26 protein-coding genes and 1 pseudogene are annotated in these 26,465 nt (G+C 42.2%); 11 read left to right on the plus strand and 16 right to left on the minus strand.

Annotated features, from left to right (window positions below):
- Positions 1 to 337: 337 nt before the first annotated feature.
- From purC to dapA, 3 genes are read right to left on the minus strand one after another with little or no spacing between them, the layout of a single operon-like run.
- Entirely contained in the window at positions 338 to 1,057 is a 720-nt protein-coding gene (gene purC, locus G8D99_RS00380) for a phosphoribosylaminoimidazolesuccinocarboxamide synthase (protein ID WP_166321574.1), read from the minus strand.
- Between the two features lie 36 nt (positions 1,058 to 1,093).
- Complete coding sequence (locus G8D99_RS00385; RefSeq protein WP_166321576.1) at positions 1,094 to 1,702, minus strand: lipoprotein-34 precursor (NlpB); 609 nt, start codon at positions 1,700 to 1,702, stop codon at positions 1,094 to 1,096.
- Between the two features lie 12 nt (positions 1,703 to 1,714).
- Positions 1,715 to 2,617, minus strand: coding sequence for a 4-hydroxy-tetrahydrodipicolinate synthase (dapA, locus tag G8D99_RS00390; protein ID WP_166321578.1), 903 nt, complete (start codon positions 2,615 to 2,617; stop codon positions 1,715 to 1,717).
- A gap of 599 nt (positions 2,618 to 3,216) precedes the next feature.
- Between dapA and pncA the strand changes: the two genes are divergently transcribed.
- Both pncA and G8D99_RS00400 read left to right on the plus strand, forming a co-directional pair.
- On the plus strand, positions 3,217 to 3,861 hold the full coding sequence (gene pncA, locus G8D99_RS00395; RefSeq protein WP_166321580.1) for a bifunctional nicotinamidase/pyrazinamidase: 645 nt from the start codon (positions 3,217 to 3,219) through the stop codon (positions 3,859 to 3,861).
- 79 nt (positions 3,862 to 3,940) lie between these two features.
- A complete protein-coding gene (locus G8D99_RS00400; protein ID WP_166321582.1) occupies positions 3,941 to 4,897 on the plus strand; it encodes a bile acid:sodium symporter family protein in 957 nt (318 codons plus the stop codon).
- Positions 4,898 to 5,147: 250 nt separating this feature from the next.
- Here G8D99_RS00400 and G8D99_RS00405 read toward each other — a convergent pair whose 3' ends face one another.
- From G8D99_RS00405 to G8D99_RS00445, 9 genes are all read right to left on the minus strand, one after another.
- Positions 5,148 to 5,660, minus strand: coding sequence for a DUF523 domain-containing protein (locus G8D99_RS00405; RefSeq protein ID WP_166321584.1), 513 nt, complete (start codon positions 5,658 to 5,660; stop codon positions 5,148 to 5,150).
- Between the two features lie 75 nt (positions 5,661 to 5,735).
- Positions 5,736 to 7,574, minus strand: coding sequence for a glutamine--fructose-6-phosphate transaminase (isomerizing) (gene glmS, locus G8D99_RS00410; RefSeq protein ID WP_166321586.1), 1,839 nt, complete (start codon positions 7,572 to 7,574; stop codon positions 5,736 to 5,738).
- A gap of 12 nt (positions 7,575 to 7,586) precedes the next feature.
- Positions 7,587 to 8,951 (minus strand): bifunctional UDP-N-acetylglucosamine diphosphorylase/glucosamine-1-phosphate N-acetyltransferase GlmU, encoded by a 1,365-nt coding sequence (glmU, locus tag G8D99_RS00415; RefSeq protein ID WP_166321588.1) that lies wholly within the window; start codon positions 8,949 to 8,951, stop codon positions 7,587 to 7,589.
- 21 nt (positions 8,952 to 8,972) lie between these two features.
- Positions 8,973 to 9,494, minus strand: coding sequence for a phosphatidylglycerophosphatase A family protein (locus G8D99_RS00420; protein ID WP_166327418.1), 522 nt, complete (start codon positions 9,492 to 9,494; stop codon positions 8,973 to 8,975).
- Positions 9,472 to 10,389 (minus strand): thiamine-phosphate kinase, encoded by a 918-nt coding sequence (gene thiL / locus G8D99_RS00425; protein ID WP_166321590.1) that lies wholly within the window; start codon positions 10,387 to 10,389, stop codon positions 9,472 to 9,474. Before thiL ends, G8D99_RS00420 begins: the two co-directional genes overlap by 23 nt.
- A gap of 12 nt (positions 10,390 to 10,401) precedes the next feature.
- On the minus strand, positions 10,402 to 10,851 hold the full coding sequence (gene nusB, locus G8D99_RS00430; RefSeq protein WP_166321592.1) for a transcription antitermination factor NusB: 450 nt from the start codon (positions 10,849 to 10,851) through the stop codon (positions 10,402 to 10,404).
- Positions 10,852 to 10,854: 3 nt separating this feature from the next.
- Positions 10,855 to 11,325 carry a 6,7-dimethyl-8-ribityllumazine synthase gene (gene ribH, locus G8D99_RS00435; RefSeq protein WP_130074877.1) on the minus strand — a complete coding sequence of 157 codons (471 nt, stop codon included), beginning with the start codon at positions 11,323 to 11,325 and terminating at the stop codon, positions 10,855 to 10,857.
- 27 nt (positions 11,326 to 11,352) lie between these two features.
- A complete protein-coding gene (gene ribBA / locus G8D99_RS00440) occupies positions 11,353 to 12,471 on the minus strand; it encodes a bifunctional 3,4-dihydroxy-2-butanone-4-phosphate synthase/GTP cyclohydrolase II (protein ID WP_166321594.1) in 1,119 nt (372 codons plus the stop codon).
- A 295-nt stretch (positions 12,472 to 12,766) separates the two neighbouring features.
- Positions 12,767 to 14,047 (minus strand): hypothetical protein, encoded by a 1,281-nt coding sequence (locus tag G8D99_RS00445; RefSeq protein ID WP_166327420.1) that lies wholly within the window; start codon positions 14,045 to 14,047, stop codon positions 12,767 to 12,769.
- Between the two features lie 79 nt (positions 14,048 to 14,126).
- Here G8D99_RS00445 and serB point away from each other — a divergent pair, with 79 nt between their 5' ends.
- From serB to G8D99_RS00460, 3 genes are all read left to right on the plus strand, one after another.
- On the plus strand, positions 14,127 to 15,347 hold the full coding sequence (gene serB, locus G8D99_RS00450; protein ID WP_166321596.1) for a phosphoserine phosphatase SerB: 1,221 nt from the start codon (positions 14,127 to 14,129) through the stop codon (positions 15,345 to 15,347).
- 428 nt (positions 15,348 to 15,775) lie between these two features.
- Positions 15,776 to 16,090 (plus strand): ciprofloxacin tolerance protein AciT, encoded by a 315-nt coding sequence (aciT, locus tag G8D99_RS00455; RefSeq protein ID WP_166327422.1) that lies wholly within the window; start codon positions 15,776 to 15,778, stop codon positions 16,088 to 16,090.
- A gap of 204 nt (positions 16,091 to 16,294) precedes the next feature.
- Positions 16,295 to 16,774: an SCP2 sterol-binding domain-containing protein gene (locus tag G8D99_RS00460; RefSeq protein WP_166321598.1), complete on the plus strand. Its 480-nt coding sequence runs from the start codon at positions 16,295 to 16,297 to the stop codon at positions 16,772 to 16,774.
- 123 nt (positions 16,775 to 16,897) lie between these two features.
- On the opposite strand, the gene dtd is transcribed toward G8D99_RS00460, so the two are convergent.
- A complete protein-coding gene (gene dtd / locus G8D99_RS00465) occupies positions 16,898 to 17,338 on the minus strand; it encodes a D-aminoacyl-tRNA deacylase (protein ID WP_166321600.1) in 441 nt (146 codons plus the stop codon).
- 182 nt (positions 17,339 to 17,520) lie between these two features.
- Between dtd and G8D99_RS00470 the strand changes: the two are divergent.
- The 4 genes and pseudogenes from G8D99_RS00470 to asd form a co-directional block, all read left to right on the plus strand.
- A pseudogene (locus tag G8D99_RS00470) lies at positions 17,521 to 17,867 on the plus strand (ankyrin repeat domain-containing protein); the annotation flags it as partial.
- A 164-nt stretch (positions 17,868 to 18,031) separates the two neighbouring features.
- Positions 18,032 to 19,237, plus strand: coding sequence for a nicotinate phosphoribosyltransferase (gene pncB, locus G8D99_RS00475; protein WP_166321602.1), 1,206 nt, complete (start codon positions 18,032 to 18,034; stop codon positions 19,235 to 19,237).
- Positions 19,238 to 19,362: 125 nt separating this feature from the next.
- Positions 19,363 to 20,211, plus strand: coding sequence for a sulfurtransferase (locus tag G8D99_RS00480; RefSeq protein WP_166321604.1), 849 nt, complete (start codon positions 19,363 to 19,365; stop codon positions 20,209 to 20,211).
- On the plus strand, positions 20,208 to 21,056 hold the full coding sequence (asd, locus tag G8D99_RS00485) for an archaetidylserine decarboxylase (protein WP_166321606.1): 849 nt from the start codon (positions 20,208 to 20,210) through the stop codon (positions 21,054 to 21,056). The genes G8D99_RS00480 and asd overlap by 4 nt, the downstream gene beginning before the upstream one ends.
- Before the next feature lie 91 nt (positions 21,057 to 21,147).
- Here asd and phoR read toward each other — a convergent pair whose 3' ends face one another.
- The 3 genes from phoR to G8D99_RS00500 all read right to left on the minus strand — a co-directional run bounded on the left by phoR (position 21,148) and on the right by G8D99_RS00500 (position 24,205).
- Positions 21,148 to 22,512: a phosphate regulon sensor histidine kinase PhoR gene (gene phoR / locus G8D99_RS00490; protein WP_166321608.1), complete on the minus strand. Its 1,365-nt coding sequence runs from the start codon at positions 22,510 to 22,512 to the stop codon at positions 21,148 to 21,150.
- 34 nt (positions 22,513 to 22,546) lie between these two features.
- Entirely contained in the window at positions 22,547 to 23,257 is a 711-nt protein-coding gene (gene phoB, locus G8D99_RS00495) for a phosphate regulon transcriptional regulator PhoB (protein ID WP_166321610.1), read from the minus strand.
- Positions 23,258 to 23,518: 261 nt separating this feature from the next.
- Entirely contained in the window at positions 23,519 to 24,205 is a 687-nt protein-coding gene (locus G8D99_RS00500; protein WP_166321612.1) for a TetR/AcrR family transcriptional regulator, read from the minus strand.
- A 213-nt stretch (positions 24,206 to 24,418) separates the two neighbouring features.
- On the opposite strand from G8D99_RS00500, the gene G8D99_RS00505 reads away from it, so the two are divergent.
- On the plus strand, positions 24,419 to 25,264 hold the full coding sequence (locus G8D99_RS00505; RefSeq protein WP_166321614.1) for an SDR family NAD(P)-dependent oxidoreductase: 846 nt from the start codon (positions 24,419 to 24,421) through the stop codon (positions 25,262 to 25,264).
- A 226-nt stretch (positions 25,265 to 25,490) separates the two neighbouring features.
- Positions 25,491 to 26,447, plus strand: coding sequence for a TauD/TfdA dioxygenase family protein (locus tag G8D99_RS00510; RefSeq protein ID WP_166321616.1), 957 nt, complete (start codon positions 25,491 to 25,493; stop codon positions 26,445 to 26,447).
- Positions 26,448 to 26,465: the final 18 nt, after the last annotated feature.

A 26,465-nucleotide genomic window follows, 5' to 3' on the forward strand; every position in this document is an offset into this window, starting at 1 on the left:
ATAGCTGCCTGGTATTTAGAAATACTAAAGAAAAAGCAAAAATTAGTAAAAGTGAATATTCTAATTTATATTATTTATAATAACGGATATTTCAATAAAGTGTTTTAAATCATTGACTTAAAAACATTTAAAGATCCTGTTTTAGTCTAAAAAATCATCTTTGTATCGATTTTAATCATTTTTAGTTTAAGTTCTACTCAAAAATAGTGGATTGTTTTATTTATATGCAGCACTGTTTTTTTTATTCAAAAAATCAATCTCGCTTGTTGTGAACAAAATCGCCCATTAAAAAACCGAGCAGAGTTGCTCGGTTTTTTTTAAAGATGACGTTCAGCGATTAGATATCAGAAAGATCAACACCAATACGGGTTGCTACTTCTTCATACGCTTCAACCACACCACCTAAACCTTGGCGGAAACGGTCTTTATCGAGTTTTTTCTTGGTGTCTTTGTCCCATAAACGGCAGCCGTCTGGAGAAAATTCATCACCCAATACAATACGGTCGTGGAATACACCAAATTCAAGTTTAAAGTCCACTAGCAACATGTTGCCTTGTGCGAACAAGTCTTTGAGTACCACATTGACTTTTTGAGTCAATTCTTTCATCTGTGCCAATTGATCAGCAGTCGCCCAACCTAAAGCAATCGCTTGAGATTCGTTAACCATTGGATCGCCTAAGCCATCATCTTTAAAGAACAATTCAAATGTCGGTGGAGTCAGCTCTAAGCCTTCTTCTACCCCTAAACGGCGGCATAATGAACCTGCAGCGTAGTTACGCATTACACATTCAACAGGAATCATGCTTAATTTTTTCACCAACACTTCTGTTGGAGAAAGCAATTTTTCAAAGTGAGTTTCGATGCCCGCAGCAGCGAGTTTTTCCATGATAAAGGCGTTAAAGCGGTTATTAACCTTACCCTTCCGATCTAGTTGTTCGATCTTTTCGCCATTGAATGCAGAAGCATCGTCGCGGAAGACTAAAATCAAATGGTCTGCGCTATCTGTTTCATAAACGGATTTTGCTTTACCAGTATAGAGCAAGGTTTGTTTTAACATGATGGAACCTTTTTCGAGAAAATATGCCTAGAACGACTAGGCTGGCCAGTTTTGGTAAATCTGGGTTAATAGCTCTGCAGCCTTTTCTTTGTCTGCAAAGTTATTTTTGGCATCGAATACAGCAAGGGTATTGCTGGCACCGGCAGAATTCAGCTTCAACACAAAGGTTTCACCATCAATTTTCAAAGTCGCTTGTTGGTTCGCTTTTGATACCACATTGATATTCAAACTGCTTAAGGTTGCAGCGGTATACTGCCAAATGGTCTCGGCATTGCCATCAATTTTGATCAAGGGATTACCATTACCATCTTTCAAAAGTTGTGGTCTGCCTACGCTGGTGCTTGCTGTATCTTCAATCGGGTTAGATGCTTCTAGCGCCACTTTTGGGCGCGGAAGATCAAAGCGGTTACCTTTCTTATTCACATAAGACGGTGCATTTTCAATCGCAAGCGGATCAACCACTGGCGCTGGATACAATGGCGTTGCCGGTCGAACCATGGCACCTTCAGGATATTTAAGCTTTTCTTGCGTACTTGTGTTTTTATAGTCCAAAGAACCATTGTCTAGACTAATTTTGCTGAACGTACTACAACCCGCTAAACTTAAAGCTGAAAGGGCAAGGATTAAACCAAAACGTAATTGCATATTTAAAAGCTCTTATTGAATGATACTCGCTGCTTGGAGTTCTTCGCGCAACTGAGATCGATATTGTTCTGCGAGTGGTGTCAATGGAAGACGAATACCGGTACCAATGAGACCCATTTCATGTAGGGCCCATTTCACAGGAATTGGGTTTGATTCACAAAATAAAATATTGTGTAGATTTGCAACTTCTTGATTCTTTGCTTCTGCTTGAGCTGTATCGCCTGCAAGACCAAGCGCACACATCTCGCTCATTTGCTTCGGCGCAACATTAGCCGTCACTGAAATATTGCCTTTCGCCCCATGTGCAATCAATTGGTATGCAGTCGCATCATCACCTGAATACACCACCATGTCTTTGCCTTGTAGGCCTGCAAGCAATTCAGCACCACGTGGTACATCACCGGTTGCATCTTTAATGCCGACAATTTGTGGGATGTCTGCAAGGCGAATCACGGTGTCATTGTGCAAATCGACACCGGTACGACCCGGTACATTATACAAGATTTGTGGCAGGTCAACTGCTTCAGCAATGGCTTTGTAGTGTTGGTATAAGCCTTCTTGCGTTGGTTTGTTGTAATACGGGGTGACCAACAGTGCAGCATCTGCACCTAACTCTTTGGCTTCTTTGGTCAGTTCAATCGCTTCACGGGTCGAATTTGCACCGGTACCCGCAATAATGGGAATACGTTTGTTGGCCACACGAATGATTTCTTTGATCACTTGGGTGTGTTCAGCCATGCTTAAGGTTGAAGCTTCACCCGTGGTACCGACCGCTACAATGCTGTTGGTGCCTTGTGCAATATGCCATTCAACAAGCTTTTCGAGACCCTTCCAATCTACAGTTCCATCTTCAAACATGGGAGTGACGATTGCGACAATTGAGCCTTGAATAATCTGAGCTTGCTGAGTAGTCATTTTAAAAAAATATCCTGTTTTTCCATCCAGTGAAGGTAAAAAATCGAGAGTTTGGATGGGTTCGTATTTTGATTTATAACATGATCCAACACGAATTGCATATCGAATAATGCGTCACTAAATTATGACCGAACAGGGGCTTAAGAACAATACAAAATATGAAAAGCTGAGAAAAAGTTTAGTTAAAACAAGTAACTTTTTTTTAACTTTCACGTAATTTAGCGAGATATTTTCAAATTGATCATGATCTTAAATATGCCATATCTGACAATTCAATGAATTAAACTTAAAAATCAATCCTTGAGCAGATCTAAAGTGGGATGCACGCCTAATTTTAAAGGTGATTCAATTTAGGCGTGTTCAATCAGATTCACGATTTTTATTGAATGCTATTACGGTCTATTCTGTAGCGTATTCATTTATAAAAACGTTGTGTTGGATGCCGTTCAAGATTGATTCAAGTGAAGTCCATGAAGAGGGAATATAAGGTATTGATGAAGCATAAGCATGAATCTTCAGTGAATGCTTAAAGTTGAAATTATGGCGCTGAACAGCCACACTGCACGTTAGAAAAATAAAGTTTTGGGAGAAGAAGGACCATGTTCCAATCTGAACGCAGTGCATTGATTGTGGTCGATGTACAAAACGGATTTACGCCAGGCGGTAATTTAGCGGTTGCACATGCAGATCAAATTATTCCGGCGATTAATCAATTGGCACAACATTTTGACAATGTGATCATTACGCAAGATTGGCATCCGGACAATCACATTTCCTTTGCAGACAATCATGCGGGTAAAAAGCCTTTTGACACGATTGAGCTTGATTATGGTACTCAAGTGTTATGGCCGAAGCATTGCGTGCAAGGGACAGATGATGCCGCCCTACATCCTGATTTAGATGTGTCCTTCGCGCAGTTGATTATTCGCAAAGGTTTCCATGCCGGCATTGATAGCTATTCAGCGTTTATGGAAGCGGACCATAAAACCACGACAGGCTTAGCAGGTTACTTAAAAGAACGCGGTTTAGACACGGTATATGTGGTCGGGATCGCAACTGATTTTTGTGTGGCATGGACGGCCATAGATGCTGCGAAATTAGGCTTTAAAAGTTATGTGGTTGCCGATGCCACCAAGGGCATTGATTTAAATGGCTCATTACAGCACGCATGGCAAGAAATGTTGGCGCATGGGGTGAAACGGATCTATGCCAAAGACCTGATTGCACAGCAGGCGACAGCTTAAGCTTTGATCTTCTTTTCACGCTATGGATAAACAGAGGATGTTGATCTATAGCGTTTTATCTTTCCTATAGGAATGGACTATGTCTGGTTTTCTCAGATTTTCAGCATTTATTCAAAAAACATTTGCGCTTTGGGTGGTGCTGTTTGCAGGGATTGCACTGATTGTGCCTGAAGCTTTTGTGTGGCTGAAAAGCTATATCACATGGATGCTCGGAATCATTATGTTTGGTATGGGCATGACCATGACCCTAGATGACTTTAAAGGGGTGGTGCACAGCCCTAAAGCCGTGTTGATTGGTGTGATTGCACAATTTGTGGTGATGCCAGGCTTAGCCTATGCCTTGTGTCAGATTTTCCAATTGCCTGCTGAAATTGCCATTGGGGTGATCTTGGTCGGATGCTGTCCGGGTGGAACGGCATCCAATGTGATTACTTATATGGCAAAGGGCAATACCGCACTGTCGGTAGCATGTACTTCTGTTTCGACCATCCTTGCGCCATTTTTAACCCCTGCGATTTTTTATGTATTGGCGAGTCAATGGATTGAAATCAATGCATTTTCAATGCTGACCTCTATTTTACAAGTGGTGCTATTTCCGATCTTTTTGGGTTTGATTGTACGTACATTACTTAAGAACAAAGTCGATGCTTATATTTCGGTGATGCCGTTGGTGTCGGTGGTCGCAATCGTACTGATTGTGGCTGCGATCATTGGCGACAGTAAAGCACAAATATTCCAATCGGGTTTGCTGATTTTAGGGGTGGTGGCGTTGCACAATGCTTTGGGTTACCTGCTTGGGTTTTGGGCGGCACGTTGGTTTAAATTGCCTTACGCCGATGCCAAAGCTGTAGCGATTGAGGTGGGCATGCAAAACTCAGGTTTAGGCGTAGCGTTGTCGGCGGTGCATTTTTCAGCCTCTCCGCTGACAGCATTGCCGAGTGCGATTTTCAGTTTATGGCACAATATTTCAGGCCCCGCTTTGGCAACCTATTGGGCCACGAAAACCGATATAGATCGGACTGATCAAACTCATTGAGTAAAAAATATACGTAAAAAAAGAGCATTCAGATGCTCTTTTTTTATGGGGAATGAAAACTGATCAGCACTTGTTAAATCAGTATTTTTAATTCAATAAACGTCTTTCATAAATCAATTTTTATCCTATTATAATTTAATAATGGAGATTCCCTCTCCTTTTAGGAGAGGGCTAGGGAGAGGTTTTTTTTAGATTAAAATACCCTCATCCTTACTTTTTCACAGAGAGAATAGGAAATTTCATTGATCCTTTAGATCTTGGTTCTATGATCATTTTTTGATTTTTGAAAGAACTCTAATAGTTTCAACTGATCCAGAAATACCTGTTCTGTCCAGACGTGAAAGCCGTGTTGTTTCAGTAAAGCAGCCGTAACGCCATTACCCACGATTTTCTGTCCGCTAAATGAACCATCATAAATCAGTTGAGAACCGCAAGAGGGGCTATTGGCTTTTAAAATAACATGGCTGACGTGGTGTCGCTGTGCGAGCTTTAGAGCAATGTGAGCACCGTTTATAAAAGCTTCAGTGACGTCAATGCTTGCAGTATCGATGACTTTGGCTCGACCGGCTAACACATCTGCACCATCACCACCCATGATTTCAGCAGGCAACCGTGGTGTTGCTAATCCTCCAGCCATTTCAGGACAGACACAGATTGCTTGACCATTTTGGATCAGGGCATGGAGTTTTGCTTCTAAGCAATCTCGTCCATCATAACGAACCTGTTCACCTACTAAGCAGGCACTGATTAGATATTTCACCATGTCATTTAAAGAGATAAAAAAAGCCGATCACTGATGATCGGCTTTTTAGGATTGATTTGCTAGTGCATAACGTGATTATTCAACCGTCACCGACTTGGCTAAATTACGCGGTTGATCGACATCCGTCCCACGTAATACTGCAACATGATAAGACAACAACTGTACCGGAATACTGTACACAATCGGTGCAAGTAGAGCGTTTACATTTGGTACAAGCACCACATGTTGACGGTCTTTTTCTTTGATACCACTGGTTTCATCTGCAAACACAAACAACTCACCACCACGGGCTTGTACTTCTTCCATATTGGATTTCAGTTTATCCAACATATCATCTTGCGGTGCCAGAATTACCACAGGCATATCATTGTCGACCAAAGCCAATGGACCGTGTTTCAATTCACCTGCGGCATAACCTTCAGCATGAATATATGAAATTTCTTTGAGCTTCAACGCACCTTCAAGTGCGATTGGGAACTCAGTGCCACGACCTAAGAATAAACAATGTTGTTTTTCTTTAAATAGATCAGACAAACGCAAAATTTCTTTGTCTTTTTGCAAGGTATCCAACATCACTTTTGGAATATGCCACAGGTCAGCAATGATCGAACTGATTTCGTCAGCAGCAATGCTTTGCTTAACTTGACCAATTTTCAAGACCAATAACATCAGTGCTGCAAGTTGGGTGGTGAAGGCTTTGGTTGAAGCCACGCCAATCTCAGGACCTGCAAGCGTCAATAAGCTGTGATGGGTTTCACGTACCATCGATGAAGTCGCCACATTACAAATGGTCAGTGTTGCAATATGAATATTCTTTTCAGCTGCACGTTTTTGCGTATCACGGAGTGCAGCCAAAGTATCGGCAGTTTCACCTGACTGAGAAATACACACATATAAAGTATGATTCACAATCACAGGCGTGCGGTAACGGAATTCGCTGGCAATTTCGACTTGGCATGGCAAATTAATCAGTTGTTCAAACCAATACTTGGCAATCATACCGGCATGGTAACTGGTGCCACAGGCGATGATTTGCACATTTTGGATTTGACTAAAATCCACATCGGCATTTTTTAAGAAATCATCACGCAGTGTATTGCCATTCAGTGCTTGAGAAATGGTTTGCTGAATCGCTTCAGGTTGTTCATAAATCTCTTTCAGCATGTAATGCTTGTATTCGCCTTTTGACGCATTACTTACCGTCGCATCGAGTTCTTTAATCGGGCGTTCAACAGGCTGACCATTGACAAACACTTCAATCGAGTCACGTGTTAAACGTGCGATATCACCTTCTTCAAGGTAGATAAAACGATTGGTAATTGGCAATAAAGCCAATTGATCAGAACTAATAAAGTTCTCGCCAATACCGACACCAATCACTAAAGGCGAGCCTTCACGAACCGTGATCAATTCATCTGGATAATCGGTGTGTACTATACCCAGTGCAAAAGCACCTTTCAGCTGCGGAACCACTTGCTCAACGGCTTTGAGTAAATTCGGCGCAGATTTCAACGCGTCATGCACCAAATGGGCAACCACTTCAGTATCGGTTTGAGAAGTGAATACATAGCCTAAAGCTTCAAGATCATCTTTCAACTCTTGGTAGTTTTCAATGATGCCATTGTGCACTACCGCCACAGGACCAGAAATATGCGGATGGGCATTGTCTTCGGTCGGTTTACCGTGGGTCGCCCAACGGGTATGCGCGATACCTAATGAACCCATTAAATCTGCTTCATTTACCGCTTGTTCAAGATTAACCACTTTACCGACACGGCGCTGACGTAACACTTGACCTGCATTAATTAAAGCAAGTCCTGCAGAATCATAGCCACGATATTCAAGGCGTTTTAGACCTTCAATTAGAATATTGGTAATACTACGTTCAGCAACGCCACCAACAATACCGCACATATTTAATTCCTCTTATTTCTTAGTCTTTTGGGGACGTTGATAATTTTCTTTCGAAACCTGTTTTGCTCGCTCAAACGCCAAGCTGTTGTCGGCAACATCATGCGTAATCACTGAACCTGCACCAGTGGTCGCACCATGACCAATTTTCACGGGCGCAACCAATGAATTGTTGGTGCCAATAAAGGCATTGTCACCAATAATGGTTTTATGTTTGTTGGCACCGTCATAATTACAAGTAATCGTACCTGCACCAATATTGGAACCTGCACCGATTTCAGCATCACCTAAGTAAGTGAAGTGATTGGCTTTAGAACCCAGACCCACTATCGAGTTTTTGACCTCAACAAAGTTGCCGATATGCACTTCATTGGCAAGCTCTGCACCTGGACGTAAACGGGCAAAAGGACCAATTTGAACATCTTCACCCACAATAGCATTATCAAAAATACTATAGGGTTGAACTTTGGTGCCTGCTGCAATGGTGGTGTTTTTAATCACACAACCCGCACCAATGTCTACATTGTCACCAAAGTGACATTCACCTTCAATAATCACATTGATATCAATACGCACGTCTTGACCGACAGTCAGTTGACCACGTAAATCAAAACGATTTGGATCAATTAAATGTACACCTTGTTGCATCAAGTTCTTCGCTTGATGGGCTTGAAATTCACGTTCTAAAGCCGCCAACTGGACACGGTCATTGACACCCTCAACTTCAAAAGCAAGTTCAGGCTGAATCGATGCAATTTCAAGACCATCTGCCAATGCCATCGCGACAATATCCGTTAAATAATATTCACCTTGTGCATTGTCATTAGACAGCTTGGGCAGCCATTCATGGAGTTTGGCATTGCTGACACAGTAAATACCGGTGTTGATTTCTTTAATTTCGCGCTGTGCTTCTGAGGCATCTTTATGTTCAACGATGGCTTGAATTTTACCGTTGTCACGTACGATACGACCGTAGCCTGTTGAGTCATCTAGAGTTAAAGTCACGATACCAATGCCTGTAGTCGTTGAAACATCAACCAAGCGTTGTAAGGTCTCTTGTTGTACACAAGGCACATCACCCGACAAAATCAAAGAAATGCCGTCTTGAGGCAAAACCGGTAAAGTCACTTTGACTGCATGACCGGTACCAAGTTGTTCAGTTTGTTCAACCCATTGAATATCTTCATGTGCAAATGCACTTTTGACCAAGTCACCACCGTGACCGAAAATGGTAATAATATGATCTGCTTTTATTTTTTTTGCTGTTTCAATCACGTGTCCAAGTAATGGACGTCCTGCTAAAGGTTGCAATACTTTAGGCAATGTTGAACGCATACGCGTGCCTTTACCTGCAGCAAGAATAACAACGTTGGTCGACATAAAACACCTTAAACGTTTGGCTTAAGCCATATCGATATAGAAGTAAATAATGATACAAATTGCAGCCCAAATCCCTGCAATAATGTCATCGAACATAATGCCAAAACCGCCACCGACTTGGCGGTCAATCACACGAATTGGCCAAGGTTTCCAAACGTCAAATAGACGGAATAATCCAAAGCCAACCAAAACCCAAATCCAATTCATTTGCCCTAAATAGATTAAAGGTAGAAATGTAATCGATTGTCCTGCAAATTCATCCCAGACAATACGACCATCATCATGCACCCCCATGATACTGGCTGTTTTTCCACAAATATATATACCAATCAAGGACATGATTAAAATGGCTACGATTGAACCATAAAAACCTAAATAAATCCAAGTCGGAATAAAGAGCAGTGCAAAAGCGGAACCAAAAGTACCTGGTGCTTTCGGCATCAAACCTGAACCAAAGCCGACACCACAAAAGGTGATGAAACGTTCAGTCCAAGTCATCTGTTTAAAGAGAATCGGAGGTTTATGCAAAGTGTTGGTATCCAGTGAAGTGTAGAGGATGATCTAAGCCATCTTTTTGGAATTTTAACGTATTTTCAGCGCAAATCTGTCCAATAATTGTAGTGTTCACATTGGGTTTTTTGTCTAATAATTTTTTATAGTTGTGTTCACTGATACTAAAACACAGCTCATAGTCATCGCCACCGGCTAAGGCCAACGAGTATTGCTCTGATTCAGGCAAGGCTTTTAATGCTTCACTCACGGGTAAAGCATCTAGGTTAATCACTGCACCGACATGAGAGGCTTTTAAAATATGCCCCAAGTCTTGTGCTAAACCATCAGAGACATCAATCATGCTATGCGCTAAGCCTTTCAGCATTTGACCCAATTCACAACGTGGGGTGGGATAATCGAGTCTTTTTTGTAGTGGGTGACCCAAATGTTTGAGTCCAAAAGCGGCATCACCGACGGTACCACTCACCACCACCAAGTCACCGACTTGAGCACTAGATCGCTTGATCGCTTGACCTTGATCAACCCAGCCGAGTGCTGTAACAGATAAAGTTAAATGTGGACTTTGCGTGGTATCACCACCAATTAAACTCACCCCAAATTGATCGCAACAATCATATAAACCCTGACTAAATGCTTTTAGCCAATCGTGATCAATTTGGGGTAGGCTCAATGCCAATAAAATACTGTGGGGTGTTGCACCCATCGCAGCAATATCAGATAGATTGACAGCAACGCTTTTCCAGCCAATGGCATATGGATCGGTGTCTAAAGGGAAATGTCGACCTGCAACTAAAGTGTCAGCACAGATGACCAATTGTTGATGAGGAGGCGGGGTGAGCAGGGCTGAGTCATCACCAACACCTAAATCGACTGAATGCAGATTCTTTCGATTAAAATAGGTGTCAATAATAGAGAACTCAGCCATATCAACAACAACTTATTTAGCTTGTTGCTTTTCTGCTTCACGCAGGCTTTGTGCTAGACGGTCTAATACACCATTGATGTATTTATGACTGTCGGCACCGCCGAAGTGTTTTGCTAACTCAATAGCTTCGTCCAATACAACACGATACGGAATCTCAAGATGTTCTTTCAATTCGTATGCGCCAAGGCGCAAGGTTGCACGTTCAACACCATCCAGTGCTTCAATCTCTCGATCGAGTACTGGCATTAATAACGCGTCCAATGCTTCATGATTTTCGACCACTTGCGTGAGCAATTCATGATAATAGCTGAGGTCCACTTTATGCATAGCATTTTCAGCACGGGTACGCGCTTCAATTTGATGCACAGGATTGTGGCTCATTTGCCATTCATAAATCCCTTGTACAGCAAAACGACGTGCTTTGCGTTTCGCTGCATAAGTAGCTTGGAGTGTCTGCGACATGCTTTAGATCGCCTTTAGCAAGTTAACCATTTCAATTGCAGTAAGGGCAGCTTCACCACCTTTATTGCCTGCTTTTGTACCAGAGCGTTCAATCGCTTGTTCAATACTATCCGTAGTCAATACACCATTGATTACCGGTAAGCCAGTCTCTAGACCCACTACACCTAAACCTTTGGCACATTCGCCTGCAACGAAGTCAAAATGTGGTGTACTACCACGAATAACTGCGCCGAGGGCAATGACAGCATCGAATTTACCTGAAGCTGCTAATTTTTTAGCCACAACTGGTAATTCCCATGCGCCTGGTGCATGAACGACAGTGATATTATCGTCGCTAACACCATGACGATGCAACGTATCAATTGCACCTTCTAATAAATGTTCAACAACAAAGCTGTTAAAACGACCAACTAGAATCGCGTAACGGTCTTCGCTCGCGAGATGTAATAAACCTTCAATACGGCGAATCGCCATAGCAACCTCGATCTTTTAAAAAAGGGATTAAACAGCAGTTTGATCAGCAGTGACGTATTCCACTACTTCTAAATTAAAACCTGACAATGCATTGAAACGTAATGGAGAGCTAAGCAGCTTCATTTTTTCGACGCCAAGGTCACGTAAAATTTGCGCACCGACACCAATGGTTTGGTATTGCTGTGACAATGCTGCATTAGATTTGGTTGGTTTAGGGGTGCTGAGTGCTTCTAAAGCAGGCCCCAAATCTGTTAAATGACGTTGACCAATCCAAACCAAAACACCACGATCACTGTCGGCAATGGTTTTCAATGCTTTATCTAAATTCCACGCGGGTTCGCCATCTTGTTTATTGATTTTGAGTAAATCACGTGCAGGACTAAAACCATGGACACGCACCGTGGTCACACCTTCTTTCGGTTGGCCTTTCACCAAAGCCAAATGAATATCTGGGTTGCCAATTTCACGGTAACGATACAAATCAAAGGTGCCGTATTCGGTATCTAAAGTTTGCTGATCGATACGCTCAACCGTTTGCTCATTGGTCATACGGTAATGAATCAAATCTGCAATCGTACCGATTTTTAAACCATGTTTTTCTGCAAAGACTTCAAGGTCAGGACGGCGCGCCATAGTGCCGTCTTCATTGATGATCTCACAGATCACAGAAGCTGGCTCTAAACCTGCAAGACGAGACAAATCACAGCCAGCTTCAGTATGCCCTGCACGGTGCAATACACCGCCCGGTTGAGCCATCAATGGGAAAATATGACCGGGTTGTACGATATCTGATGGTTTCGCATGTGCTGCAACAGCCGTTTGAATCGTATGAGCACGTTCAGCCGGTGAAATCCCGGTTGAAATGCCACGAGCAGCTTCAATTGATAAAGTAAAGTTCGTGCCGTGTTGAGCACCATTCGCATCGACCATCAGTGGAAGATCAAGTTGCTTACAACGCTCTTTACTTAAAGTCAGGCAAACCAAACCACGTGCATGCGTGATCATAAAGTTGATGTCTTCTGGGCGAACATGCGTGGCAGCGATCACTAAGTCGCCTTCATTTTCACGATCTTCGTCATCCATCAGGATAACCATTTTCCCTGCACGGATATCTGCTACAAGTTCTTCAACAGTATTGAGCGACATCAACTTCACCTTTTTCTTATGTCATTCTGACATTTGTATAAAATCATTGTGGCATAGTCTAACGCTTTTTCTGGTCATTTGCCTATGCTTATCACGTTCCCTTTGCCTAGACTGTTATACACAGCTTGCTAGTTCCTTGAAAAGCCATAAAAAAATGAAATTAGTCTAATTTTGATCAAAAACCCATCAGTTGTTTTGGGTTTTCAGCCAAAAAAACAGCAAAAATAAAAAAACCAGACTTAACTTAGCATTAAATCTGGTTTCTAAATCAAAACAAATGATATGGCGAATATACCTATGAGGCTTGATCGGTCAGGTCTGACGGCGACTGATGCTGAGATTTGCCCTTTAAAATTTCAGTACGAATCTGTTGTGCCAACTCAGCACATTCGGTATTCATCCCATTGATCATAAAGGCATGACGGGTCAATACGCTGGTTGGATTCGGTAACGGCACCAATTGATAACAATCACCGACCTGTTTGAGTTGATCATTGTTTAAATACAAGGCCATTTCTTTGGCAATCAAATGATGGGTCAGGCGTTCAGAAGCCTGTAATGCATCCAATTGCATGGCTTCAACGGGGGAGGCCACTGCACAACGCGTTTGCAGAACAAAACGTTTGTCTTCGCGGTAGCGTTTATACAGCACCTCGGACAACAGTTGGAACACGGAACCAATCATCAGTAAACATTTGGCCGCATTTTGCTGTGTGGCAGCCACGCTGACCATTGCACCTTGTTGATCAAACTCACGATTGACCACAAAGTCTTGTTTGTTCAATTGGAAGTGCTGCGAACACAGATCAATACTTTTATTTAAGAAAATTTGACATAAATTGAAATAAGGCAAAGACACCGATTGATTGACTGAATTGATCAACTGTTTCGGATCATAGAATTGAACATTCAATGACAAGGTATGTTCATCAATCACCAACACTTTCGGTGCTTTATGCTCAACTTTGGTTTTGGCCGCTTGTTTTGCTTGTGCCGCAATGTGTTTGTTGTTTTCTTTTTCAACTTCTAAGGCTTCGGTCAGCATTTGAATTTCATGTTTCAGACGCGCTTCATTGTTTAAACGTGCCAAATACTCACTACGTGTTGGACGAGCAATCGCGCGATACGCCAACCACAGTAAGCCATGAATCAACAACGAAAATAAAATCGCAAGCCATTGGGTGCGTAAGATTTCACCAATACTTGGTTTCACCAATGTAATTTCGATACTGCCGACTTTTTTCTCATTTTGTAAGGCATCACGAACAAAAATTTCGCCGTCACGGGTTTTGGATAAACCAGCAGTGGCAAGCACTTGCTTATTGGCATTCAAAATTCGAATATAGGCCACACTTGGATTGGTTGCGTAGCGATTTGCCAGCAATGCCAAAGACACCGTATTGGCAGGTTCAAGCTCGGTTAAACTATCGGCCACCAATTGGCTGGTCATCAGCTGACCTTGGCTGGCACGATTTTCATTCAATTGATGAGTTGTTGCCAGTACCAATAAAAAGGTATGCAGAGCAAAACTTAGGATCAGTAGGCTAGCAAATAGCCCTTGTCTAGGTGCATTCAACGTAAACTTCCAAGGCATTTATATTCGATTTCGATTATGATTCTTACACTAGTTGCAGCTCAGACCCAGAGTCAATTTCATGCGAGAAATCATTCTTATTTCATTTTTAGGACCTGACCAACCGAATCAGTTTACTCGATTGATGCAGGTGTTGTCCGTACATTCTTTGCAAATTTTAGATGTAGGACAAGCAGTTATCCATAACCAACTGACTTTAGGCATTGTAGTGGCGTCAGACGACCAAACTGCAACGGCTTTAGCCATGAAAGATATCCTGATTTTAGCACATGAAATTGGGTTAACTGTGCGCTTTAAACCGATTGCTGCATCAGATTATGATCAATGGGTCAAAGAAGGTGGACGGACTCGCTACATCGTCACCGCATTGGCGCCAGAATTGACCGCTTCACATCTGCAAGCGGTGACCAACATTGTCTCAAGCCAAGGCTTTAACATTGAAACTGTGACCCGTCTTTCTGGTCGTCCAAATCTAGATGGCAGCAAAGATGAACCAAAACGTGCCTGTGTAGAATTTGGCTTAAAAGGTCAAATGTTGGATGCGGCTGCTATGCGTGCGGCGTGTTTAAAACTTTCGAGTGAACTGAATGTCGATGTAGCGGTGCAAGAAGACAATGCCTACCGTCGTAACCGCCGTTTGGTGTGTTTCGATATGGACTCAACCTTAATCGAGCAAGAAGTGATTGATGAGTTGGCGGTTGAAGCCGGCGTTGGGGCACAAGTGGCTGAAATCACGGAACGTGCCATGCAAGGCGAACTCGATTTCCAAGCCAGTTTCCGTGCCCGTGTGGCATTGCTGAAAGGTATGGATGCATCTGTACTGCCTAAAATTGCAGAACGTTTAACCGTGACAGAGGGTGCAGAGCGTCTGATTTCAACCTTAAAAGCCTTGGGCTACCGCACGGCGATTCTATCGGGTGGTTTCCAATATTTTGCTGAATATTTACAAGCGAAATTGGGTATTGATGAAGTGCATGCCAATATTTTGGATGTACAGGATGGCATGGTGACCGGCGAAGTGAAAGGACACATTGTCGATGGCGCACGTAAGGCTTTGTTACTGCGTCAAATTGCAGAGGACATGGGCATTTCTCTTGAACAAGCGATTGCAGTAGGGGATGGGGCGAATGACTTACCGATGCTATCGATTGCCGGTTTAGGGGTGGCATTCCGTGCTAAACCTTTAGTCCGTCAAAATGCCAATCAAGCGATTTCCAGTGTAGGTTTAGATGGTGTGTTGTATCTTTTGGGTGTACACGACAAAGATTTAAATCGTGCTTAATCTGACAAAAAAATGACACGAAAAGCGGCCGTTGAGCCGCTTTTTTTATGGCTAAATGAGTTATTTTTATACAATTTTATAATCAAGAGAAAATCACTAAAAAACCGATCATGAACATCGAAAAAAAGATGCTTTCACTAAAACGCACACGGTATTTTTTTGTAATGACACGCCAAGAATGATGCCGACTTACTCTATGCCAAAAAGTAGAATCTTAAGAATGTAATGACAAAAGAATGTTGCGACAAGGTATGTCGTTTAGAAAATCAACAGGGCTTTTTTTCCAGAAAAAACGCAGCATAATGCAACGCATAGGTTTTGAATAAGATGATTAGACATCACTGAAACATTATTTAAGTCAATTTAAGTCAATTAAAGATGGAAGACCGATACGGTCATTCATGGATCAATAGATGACGGAGGTTTTTATGGTCACTGCAAGTTATGCAACAATCATTGGATTTGCTCTAATTGCTGCAGCCTTAGCGACTGTGTTTTTTTCACCTTACCGTCATTGGTTGGGCTTTATGTTGGCCGGCATGTTGTTTTGGGGCGTGTTGGAAAGCATTCGTTTAGGTGTACAAAATCTGTTTGATATGACCATTGCCTATAGTTATCTGACAGCAATGAGCGTGGCGATGCTGGCATTGACTGCATTTTTATTACGTGAAGATAGTCGTGCGCAAAAAGCATTGGCAAACCGTCAATATATCGAACATACCCCTGTATATGATGAGGAATAAGCCGAATCGCTGAGTGTTGTAGCTCTAGCTTTGGTTTTTAAAGCTGAGAACCGATCAGTAACATTAAAATATTTAAAGGTGTATCAAAATGATATACCTTTTTTTGTCTTATACTTTTGTTATACAAAGCCTCATTTTATTCAGAATAAGCTGTGGTAGGATGAACAAATTCTCATTGAAATTAAAAAAACAGGCTTAAATGTCATGAACTTTTCTTCAATTCCGGTAGTAAAACTTCCAATCGTGGATGCCACGACTGATCCTTTAGATTTATTGGTTTTGGGTTTGTCTCTGCGTATGAAACAATTGGCACGCACCAGCCCTAAATTTATTGAGTTGATTCATGATCGTCAGTTCCGTATCCAAATTGGTACAGACTTGGGTGTGGCACGTCAGATTTTAGTCAATAACGGTCAAATAGATACGGTTTCGGGTGATGCTGAAAAAGCTGATTTTGTGTTGCAGTTTGCCGACAGCGAACAAGCAGTAAAAACCTTAATGAAAGGCGATCCGACTGCATTTATGACCGGTATGCAAAATGGCACCATTAAAATGGAAGGGGATTTCAGTTTATTGGTGTGGTTTAACCAAGCAGCGAAATTGATTCCACCGAAAATTCCAAAACCGGTCAAAGAAAAAATTCAATTGGCACGCCAATTCATTAAAGATAAAACGGGTAAATAATTTTTTCCCTGTCTATTTGTGAAAGCTGAGTGTTGTTAGCTTCTATTCTCAGATCGTACAGCAAAAGATGCGCATTGAAAAAGCCCTCGATCGAGGGCTTTTTTTTATTGCGAAGAAAATGTTTTAAATCACTTCTAAGTTAAAGGTTACTGGCCCGTCATTGACCAAGTGCACTTTCATGTCAGCAGCGAAAATTCCGGTTTGTACATTGGGGAACTGTGATTTGGCATAATTCACCAACTGCTCATACAACGCTTTGGCTTCGCTTGGAGGCATCGCGGGACCAAAATCAGGACGTAATCCTTTTTGGGTTTGCGCCATTAAAGTAAATTGCGAAACCAATAATAAGCCACCGCCTGCTTGGCTGACATTCCAACCCATTTTGCCTTGTTCATCATCGAAAAAACGGTACTTTAAAATTTTATCGATGGTTCGTTTACCAATCTCTAAAGTGTCTTCTTTGCCGAGTCCTAAGAACACCAAAATGCCGTGATCAATTTGTCCTGTGATTTCACCATCGACGACGACTTTGGCTTCTAAAACTCGTTGAAGTAATGCGCGCATAATTAAAAAACGAAAAAATAGATTGAGCAGGAGTTTACCAAAATTGGCATTTTAAAACTGAGGATTGTGAACGGGCTACAGTTAAAGCATTGCGATTTTAAAACCTCGTTTTCAACGCAGTTAGTTGACAAGGAAATATGCGCATTACAACCCGAAAGTCCTGTCAAACTCAGCCTTCTTTAGCTACGGCAAAAACAGGCAACCAAGACGTGATCAATGAATTTTTAAAACATGGCTTTCCAGTCGATATATGTCATGCCCAAGGCTATACGGCACTGCTTATGGCAGCCTACTTGGTCAATCAGCAACGATCACTATTTTATTAGCCCATGGTGCAGATCGTTGCGCACGTGACAACAAAGGCAATACCGCTTTGATGGGCGCGATTTTTAAAATGGAATGGGGTATTGTGAAACAACTACGCAAAGTCGATTGCGATGCCAATGCCGTACAAACGGGACAAAAAACCGTTGCTGAATTTGCCAAAATGATCGAGCAAGACCATAAACTACAACAGTTGAAAGATTGATTATTTATGCGATATTTCATTTTTTATAGAGTAAATTAAGTCATTCTTTAGTTTTTATGAACTATAGCAATTGGTCGTAGAGAATGGTTTATTTATGAAAACATTCAGTTTTATCTAAATAAAATGTGCTTTAATGCGGATAGTTGATAAAAATTGAAAGTTATATGTCTGCCATTATTCAATCGTTATTAGATACTGACCTGTATAAATTCACCATGTTGCAGGTGGTACTCCATAAGTTTCCGCAAACTGACAGTGTGTATCATTTTCGCTGTCGTAATCTAGAAGAAACGGTCTATCCGCTGAGTGATATTCTTGATGATTTAAATCAACAACTCGATTATCTGTGTCAACTCAAATTCAAAGAAGAAGAACTCCAATATTTACGAAGTCTAAGATTTATAAAAAGTGATTTTGTCGATTATTTAGAACTATTCCAACTGAAACGCCGTTTTATTCAAGCCAGTATTGATGATCAAGGTCGCTTAGACATTTGGGTGGAAGGCCCAATGGTGCAAGCGATGATGTTTGAGATCTTTGTGCTTGCGATCGTCAATGAATTGTACTTCCAACGGATTCGCTCAGATGAGGTATTGGCAGAAGGGCAACGTCGTTTAGAAGCCAAAGTTGAACTGCTCAAGCATTATGCCCAAGTACAAGGTTCAGATGAACCGCCATTCTTGGTGTCTGATTTTGGTACCCGTCGTCGTTATAGTTTTGAATGGCAAAAACACGTCATTGAAGAATTTCATAAAGCTGCACCGAGCATTTTCCGTGGCACCAGTAATGTGCTTTTGGCGATGCAATTGGATTTAACCCCAATTGGCACCATGGCACATGAATTTTTACAAGCCTTCCAAGCTTTAGATGTGCGTTTAAGTGATTTCCAAAAATCGGCGCTAGAAACTTGGGTACAAGAATACCGTGGTGATTTAGGCATTGCGCTGACCGATGTGGTCGGTATGGATGCCTTCTTACGTGACTTCGACTTGTACTTTGCCAAACTGTTTGATGGTCTGCGTCATGACAGTGGCGATCCCTATGTCTGGGGTGATAAAGCTTACGAACACTATAAGAAGCTGAAAATTGACAGCAAAACCAAAATGCTGACCTTTAGTGATGGCTTAAGCTTGGAAAAAGCTTGGGACTTGCACAATTACTTTAAAGATCGTTTCCAAGTCAGTTTTGGCATTGGCACCAATTTAACCAATGACATGGGTCAAACGCCTTTAAATATCGTGTTGAAGTTGGTGGAATGTAATGGTCAATCTGTCGCTAAACTGTCGGATAGCCCAGGCAAAACTATGACCGATAATGATACGTTCTTAGCCTATTTACGTCAGGTGTTCAAAATCCAAGAGCCTGAATAAGCCTTAAATTTTCAAGCATTGCCCTATATCTGATTTTTGCGAATCCCATGCGAAAATTCTGAATAATAGGGCAATTTTCTTATGCTAAGATCAAATTCAATAAACGAAATAATATTCGAAAAATTATGACTCAATCTCAATTTGATCTCGGTTTACTCATCGAAGCTGAACAGCTGGTTCCGCATTTAGGCAATGACAAACTCCGCATTGTCGATTTAACCCGTGCCTCTGTGTATGAGCAACTGCATATCCCGCATGCGATTCACCTCAAACCGAAACTGTTGGTGCGCCAAGAAGAAGAGGCATCCGGTTTATTGCCTGATGAAGAAGGCTTAAAAGAACTGATTCAAACCCTAAATATTTCACCTGAACATCATGTGGTGGTCTATGACGACGAAGGCGGTGCGTGGGCAGGGCGTTTGATTTGGAATTTGCACTGTATTGGTTTTTACAACACCAGTTTGTTGAATGGGGGCATTCATGCATGGCTCGGGGAAAATTTACCCACCTCATCTGAGGTTGAAGAGATTGCGCCTATTGAAAACCTCGTGGAAGTAAACAACCAAAATATTCAGCAACCACGTATCGGTTATCAAAAATTGTTACAACACGTTCAGCAAAATAAGTTGCAAGTCTGGGACTGTAGAACCGCTGAAGAGTATACCGGGCAACGTTTAGCAGCACGTCGCGGTGGTCATATTCCTTCAGCACGACATTTTGAATGGAGTACTGCCCTAAACCGTCAAAATCATTTAAAATTGCATCCCTTAGAACGCACGCAACAACGTTTAGAACAATTGGGCTTTCAACTCGATCAACCTGTAGTGGTGTACTGCCAGTCGCATCATCGATCTGGTTTGGCATACGTGATTGGACGACTCCTTGGTTGGGAGATTCAAGCTTATGATGGTGCGTGGAGCGAATGGGGCAATCGTCTCGACAGTCCAATCATTACTGGAGAATCACCTGAGTGAGTCTTAAAAATTTAAAGAAAAACCTATTTATCCAAGCACAAAAAGTGGTTCCGCAACAAAAACTCAGCCGTGTAGTGGGCAAAGTTGCGGCCAGTGAAAATCCGATTCTAAAAAATATTGTGATCCAAGCCTTTAAAGCGCAATACGGCATTGATATGTCCATTGCGGAACAAGGCAATGCGTTAAAATTTAAATCCTTTAATGAATTTTTTACCCGTTCTTTAAAAGCGGGTGTACGTGAAATTGATGCCAATCCGAACAGTGTAGTTTCACCTGCCGATGGTGCGATTTCACAACTCGGTAAAATTGCAGATGGCGATATTTTCCAAGCCAAAGGGCAAAGCTTTTCTGTTGAAAAATTGATTGGCGACCCGCAACTGGCTGAGCCGTTTAAAAATGGTGAATTCGCTACAGTTTACCTATCACCGAAAGATTATCACCGTGTGCATATGCCGTATGCTGGCACTCTGACTGAAACCTTATATATTCCGGGTGAGTTGTTCTCTGTCAATCAAACCACCGCAGAAAATATTCCGGGTTTGTTTGCCCGTAATGAACGTATGGTCTGCTTATTCGACACAGACTTGGGTCGTATGGCTGTGGTTTTAGTCGGTGCGATGATTGTGGCAGGCATCGAAACTGTGGCAACAGGTAAAGTCAAACCTACGGGTCGTTTAGAACTCAATCACCATGAGATGAAACTTGAAAAAGGGGATGAACTCGGTCGTTTCTATTTGGGCTCAACCGCTGTGGTGTTATTTGAACAAGACAAGATGCAGTGGGACAGTGCTTTCCAAGCCAACTCTATGGTAGTGATGGGCGAAGCCTTAGGACATACCCTTTAAGTTTTCTTTAAAATAGACACGACATCAAAGCCAAAAAAAAGCGCCTGCATTGAGGCGCTTTTTTTATGGTTGTTTATGGATCTACTTCAATTTAAGCTTCACTTAAACGATACAGGCGTTCTTTCGGAAATACCGCAATAAAGGTCGATCCTTGATTTTCTTTAGATTCAATTTCTAAATGTCCGCCATGTTGCATCAGCACGTGTTTCACAATCGCCAGCCCTAGCCCGGTACCGCCTGTGGCACGACTGCGTGCGCTATCGACTCGGTAAAAACGCTCGGTTAAACGGGGCAAATGTTTCGGGTCAATGCCGATGCCGGTGTCTTCAACGGAAAAGTAACCGTGTTCACCATCATCATGCCAACCGATGGTAATGGTACCGCCTTTGGGGGTGTACTTAATCGCATTGGTGATCAGGTTACTAAAGGCGCTGGCCAACTCCATATCCGAACCAATCAATTCGCAATGGCTGTCGATATCCAAATTCAAGGTATGCCCATAATCAGTGTTGTAAGCTTGTGCATCATCAAACAAATGGTTCATTAAACTTGGCATTTCGATGATCTGATTTTTGGCAATTTGCTTGTCATTTTCCAAACGGGACAACAACAGCAAGTCATTGACCAAAGCATTCATACGTTTGGTTTGCGACTGCATCTGATCAAAGGCGCGTTTCCAGCGTGGGCTAATGTCTTCTTGATCTTTAAAGGTTTCAATATATCCACTGAGTACCGTTAAGGGGGTACGGAGTTCATGGGAAATGTTATCGACAAAGTCAGAACGCATTTGTTCTAAATTGCGCATACGGGTAATGTCATGCGCGACCAATAGACAGCTTTCATTGCCAAAATGAGTCAATTTAATTTGTGCGTAGGTATTGTCATCGCTGGCAAGTTTAATCTTGATGCCATCAGGGGCTTGATCTACATTTTTAAAATATTCAACAAAGTCCGGTTGGCGAATAATAGTCAAAATATTACGACCACGATCCAGTGCCTGTATGCCAAATAAATGTTCTGCGGCCGGATTCCACCAGTCGATCTGTTGCAAATCATCGGTCATGATGATCGCTTCAGACAGCGCCATGAGGGAGGACTGAGTGCGATCAATTAAACTGACCATTTCCGACTGTACAATGCGTTCCTGACGTTGTGCACGATAGACATTGAACAGCAAGGCGCCCCAAATGCCATTTAAATTCGGTGGAACATCATAAGGTCGATTGGAAATCCAATCATTGACCAAATACAGTGAACGCAGTTGCATGGCAAAAAACAGCGCAAAAGCAATCCCGATACCGATCCAAAAATAACCGAGTCCGAAGCCAATCAAGCCGCCCACGACAATAAAAAAAGCCAAGAGACGTAAATCTTGTTTGGCAAAGGTCCATAAACTGCTATAGCGAAATTTTTTATGTTCATTCGCCAGTTTAGGGACGGGATACGGTTCATACATACAGTGAAATTCACCTTAAACGAATAACTGAATATTAACCTAAAGCAACGTCTGCGCGGGTAGAGAATCGATAACCTGTACCGCGTACCGTCTGTACATAACGATCTGCACCATAGGGTTCTAGCACTTTGCGCAAACGACGAATATGCACATCGATGGTTCGGTCTTCAATATAGACATTGCCGCCCCAGACTTGATCAAGCAATTGCGCACGGGTATAGGCACGTTCAGGATGGGTCATAAAGAATGCCAACAAGCGATATTCCGTTGGTCCCATGTCTAAAATACTGTGGTTAAAGCTGACCCGCTGACTGACAGGATCGAGGGTCAAGCCATTGGCATCAATGGTTTTTTCACCACTTAAGGCATTGGCGCGGCGCAATACCGCTTTAATCCGAGAAACCAATTCACGGGTAGAAAAAGGCTTGGTCATGTAGTCATCGGCACCGGCATCGAGACCTTGCACTTTATGGTCTTCTTCACCGCGTGCAGTCAGCATAATCACTGGAATTTCTGACAAAGTTTCATCACGCTTTAGACGGCGACACAGGTCAACGCCACTCACGCCACCGGGCAACATCCAATCCAGTAGGATTAAAGCAGGGCGTTGATCGACAATCATTTGATGCGCTTGTTTGGCATCTTCAGCTTCAAGGCATTGGAAGCCTGCCATATCTAATGAGGTATGGATCATTTCACGAATCGGAAGCTCGTCATCGACGATTAAAATATAGTCATCTTTCACAACGCAATATCCTTAGAACAACGGTGTTCCCGTTTTATATTTATGACAGGCTTATTACAAAGATTAATTATGACAGTATCATTGCAATCATGGGACGAAACCTGCATTTCGCAATGATTTGTGACAAATTCAGCGATAAGCCAAGGAAATCTATCGAAAATTTTTTACTGAAATAAATGATTCCAATGCATCATTTAAATTCAATGAAATACACACGGAGCCTATGTATCAAGAAAGTTAAACCGGCATGCTTCGCCCCATTTATTGATCGGTTAAATCTCGAAGTAAAGCCAAGAACACCGTACGGCAGGCTTGAACGACATCCTCAATCGGCAGTTTAAAACCACCCATCACCCAACGTACCGCCACTTGAGTGACATAGCCATTCAGCCCTGTGGCAATCAGAGAAATCTCTTTTTCGCTCAATTGGGTTTTCGGCATCATCAGCATCACAAAGGCATGAATCATGCGGTCAAACTGCCCCATGGTTTCTTGAATGGTGGCATGGTTATGCAGTTCTTGAACCAGCATGGCATCGATATAAATAATCCGTGCCATGCGGGGATCATCATGCAGCATATTGAAAAAACCCGTTAGACCACTATCAATCATGTGCAGCGGATCGGGTGAACCTTGCATGATGGACTGCATCAAGGTTTGCTGCATTTTCTCGATCAGTTGTAAGAAAATGGTCTGGAATAAATTTTCGCTTTTTTTAAAGGATTCGTAAAAGTAGCGTTCCGTCAGTTTCGCTTCATTGCAAATGTCTTTAACTGTGACTGAAAAAAAACCGTGCGTGCCATAGGCTTGAATGCCTGCTTCAATCAATTTTTCACGCCGTGCCTGCTTCCGTTCTGTCAAAGACATGCCTTTAAATTGACGTTCTTTAACGACTTTAGCGTTTTTTTCTGTGCTTGATGGCGGTGAGTGTGCAGCGTTTTTAGTCATGGCTTTAGAGTGTCAGAGAGTACGAGTCATTTTTGTCATCTTAGCAATAAATGTCTGAGAAACCTATGCGGTTGCATTGACATTTAAATGCAATAAATAGTCGACAACTTACATTGACAATCATAATTGTCAAATTTATAGTGATGCATGAAGCGCACAATTGCAATCATTTTCATGCAGAAATCTTGTGCAAAAAATCAAAAGGGAAACACGATGAAGAATTTTAAAAATAAAGTGGCTGCAATTACCGGTGCGGGTTCAGGTATTGGACAACAACTGGCAGTACTGTTGGCGAAACAGGGCTGTCATTTGTCACTCAGTGATGTCAATGAAAAAGGTTTGGCAGATACGGTTGAATTGATCAAAGACAGCAATGTCCGTGTCACCACAAAAAAAGTCGATGTGGCAAAACAGCCTGAAGTGAAAGCATGGGCAGAAGAAACCGTGCGTAATCATGGCGCTGTCAATATGATTTTTAACAATGCAGGCGTAGCTTTGGGTTCGACCGTGGAAGGTGCGAGCTATGAAGAGTTGGAATGGATCGTGAATATTAACTTTTGGGGTGTGGTGTACGGCACCAAAGAGTTTTTACCGTATATCAAAAAAACCGGTGATGGGCATATCATCAATATTTCAAGTTTGTTCGGGCTAACGGCTCAGCCAACCCAGTCGGCGTATAACGCAACCAAATTTGCGGTACGTGGCTTTACGGAATCTTTACGCCAAGAGCTTGATATCGAAAATAAAGGTGTAAGTGCGCTTTGTGTACACCCCGGCGGTATTCGAACCAATATTGCCAATGATGCACGCATGAATGACAGCTTACGTTCTTTAGGGATGAACCCTGAGAAATCTGCGAAAACCTTTAATAAATTGTTGCGTTGCCCACCGGAAGAAGCAGCGCGTCAAATTTTAGAAGCGGTACAAAAAGATCGTCGTCGTTTGTTAATTGGTAATGATGCAAAAGTGATTGATCTGATGCAACGTGTGTTGCCAACCGGCTATCAAAAGGTCACTGCATTTGCGACCAAACTAAGCAAGCGTTTAGAGCCAAAATAAAACCTAGATATGAATCATGGATAATCAATCACCCGCTTCGGCGGGTTTTTTTATGCAGTGCATTGATGTCCTGTTATTCATTTTTATCTTTTCTATATCTGAAATGCAGAAGAAAAATGTCAAATATTTGACAGATTTGCATAAGTACATTTGGCAAGATCATTTCACAGCAAGAATTAAGATTTAAAAAAAAATTACCCAATTTTAATGAAATGAGGCAAACCCTATGAGCTACCAATACCAACACATTCAAGTCAAACCGATTACCGGTCGGATCGGTGCAGAAATCCAAGGCGTGAAACTATCGGGCCAATTGGATCAAAACGTGGTGCAAGAAATCAACCAAGCCCTTTTACAGTACAAAGCGATTTTCATTAAAGGGCAACAACATTTAGATGATGTTGAGCAAGAAGCCTTTGCTGCGCGTTTAGGTGAACCATTGAATCATCCCACTGTGCCAGTCAAACAAGGTTCAAAACATATTTTAGAATTGGACTCAGCACATGGTGCACGAGCTGATTCTTGGCATACTGACATTACTTTCCTTGATGCCTATCCGAAAGCATCAATCTTACGCAGTGTAGTTGCACCGGCAGCCGGTGGCGACACCGCTTGGGCCAATACCACAAGCGCTTACGATGCTTTACCTGCACCTTTAAAAGCGTTGGCAGATACCTTACGTGCCGTGCATAGCAACGACTATGATTATGCGGGTGGCTTGTCGCAAGCCAACAAAAATATAACGCCTGAAGTTTTGGCGAAATACAAAAATTTCTTTAACTCAACCGAATATGAAACCGAACATCCTTTGGTGCGGGTACACCCTGAAACTGGGGAAAAGACCTTGTTGCTCGGTCACTTCTTTAAACGCTTTGTCGGCTTTAACTCCACTGACTCACGCAAACTGTTCGATTTATTCCAAAGCTATGTGGTGAAACAGGAAAATATTGTGCGCTGGCGTTGGGAAGCAGGCGATGTTGCGATTTGGGATAACCGTGCCACGCAACATCGTGCCATCAATGACTATGGTGATCAACACCGTGTGGTACGCCGTGTGACATTGCAAGGAGATGTTCCGGTAGGTGTCGATGGTCGTCCAAGTCAGACCTTACGTAAGGAACAAAAAATTGATATTACCGACTACCGCCTGACCAATGATGGTCAATATGAAAAAGTTTCATAATCAAATCTTTAAACTCGG

The organism is Acinetobacter lanii, assembly GCF_011578285.1.
In the GTDB taxonomy this organism is placed as follows: Bacteria; Pseudomonadota; Gammaproteobacteria; order Pseudomonadales; family Moraxellaceae; genus Acinetobacter; species Acinetobacter lanii.

Coding starts and splice junctions, on each gene's coding strand:
- serB (WP_166321596.1), top strand. CDS start 14,127: ATGCGAGAAATCATTCTTATTTCATTTTTAGGACCTGACCAACCGAAT.
- pncA (WP_166321580.1), top strand. CDS start 3,217: ATGTTCCAATCTGAACGCAGTGCATTGATTGTGGTCGATGTACAAAAC.
- phoR (WP_166321608.1), bottom strand. CDS start 22,512: ATGTATGAACCGTATCCCGTCCCTAAACTGGCGAATGAACATAAAAAA.
- G8D99_RS00460 (WP_166321598.1), top strand. CDS start 16,295: ATGAACTTTTCTTCAATTCCGGTAGTAAAACTTCCAATCGTGGATGCC.
- pncB (WP_166321602.1), top strand. CDS start 18,032: ATGTCTGCCATTATTCAATCGTTATTAGATACTGACCTGTATAAATTC.
- G8D99_RS00405 (WP_166321584.1), bottom strand. CDS start 5,660: ATGGTGAAATATCTAATCAGTGCCTGCTTAGTAGGTGAACAGGTTCGT.
- dtd (WP_166321600.1), bottom strand. CDS start 17,338: ATGCGCGCATTACTTCAACGAGTTTTAGAAGCCAAAGTCGTCGTCGAT.
- G8D99_RS00505 (WP_166321614.1), top strand. CDS start 24,419: ATGAAGAATTTTAAAAATAAAGTGGCTGCAATTACCGGTGCGGGTTCA.
- ribBA (WP_166321594.1), bottom strand. CDS start 12,471: ATGTCGCTCAATACTGTTGAAGAACTTGTAGCAGATATCCGTGCAGGG.
- G8D99_RS00500 (WP_166321612.1), bottom strand. CDS start 24,205: ATGACTAAAAACGCTGCACACTCACCGCCATCAAGCACAGAAAAAAAC.
- nusB (WP_166321592.1), bottom strand. CDS start 10,851: ATGTCGCAGACACTCCAAGCTACTTATGCAGCGAAACGCAAAGCACGT.
- thiL (WP_166321590.1), bottom strand. CDS start 10,389: ATGGCTGAGTTCTCTATTATTGACACCTATTTTAATCGAAAGAATCTG.
- glmS (WP_166321586.1), bottom strand. CDS start 7,574: ATGTGCGGTATTGTTGGTGGCGTTGCTGAACGTAGTATTACCAATATT.
- G8D99_RS00385 (WP_166321576.1), bottom strand. CDS start 1,702: ATGCAATTACGTTTTGGTTTAATCCTTGCCCTTTCAGCTTTAAGTTTA.
- G8D99_RS00400 (WP_166321582.1), top strand. CDS start 3,941: ATGTCTGGTTTTCTCAGATTTTCAGCATTTATTCAAAAAACATTTGCG.
- purC (WP_166321574.1), bottom strand. CDS start 1,057: ATGTTAAAACAAACCTTGCTCTATACTGGTAAAGCAAAATCCGTTTAT.
- aciT (WP_166327422.1), top strand. CDS start 15,776: ATGGTCACTGCAAGTTATGCAACAATCATTGGATTTGCTCTAATTGCT.
- ribH (WP_130074877.1), bottom strand. CDS start 11,325: ATGGCGATTCGCCGTATTGAAGGTTTATTACATCTCGCGAGCGAAGAC.
- G8D99_RS00480 (WP_166321604.1), top strand. CDS start 19,363: ATGACTCAATCTCAATTTGATCTCGGTTTACTCATCGAAGCTGAACAG.
- dapA (WP_166321578.1), bottom strand. CDS start 2,617: ATGACTACTCAGCAAGCTCAGATTATTCAAGGCTCAATTGTCGCAATC.
- G8D99_RS00510 (WP_166321616.1), top strand. CDS start 25,491: ATGAGCTACCAATACCAACACATTCAAGTCAAACCGATTACCGGTCGG.
- glmU (WP_166321588.1), bottom strand. CDS start 8,951: ATGTCGACCAACGTTGTTATTCTTGCTGCAGGTAAAGGCACGCGTATG.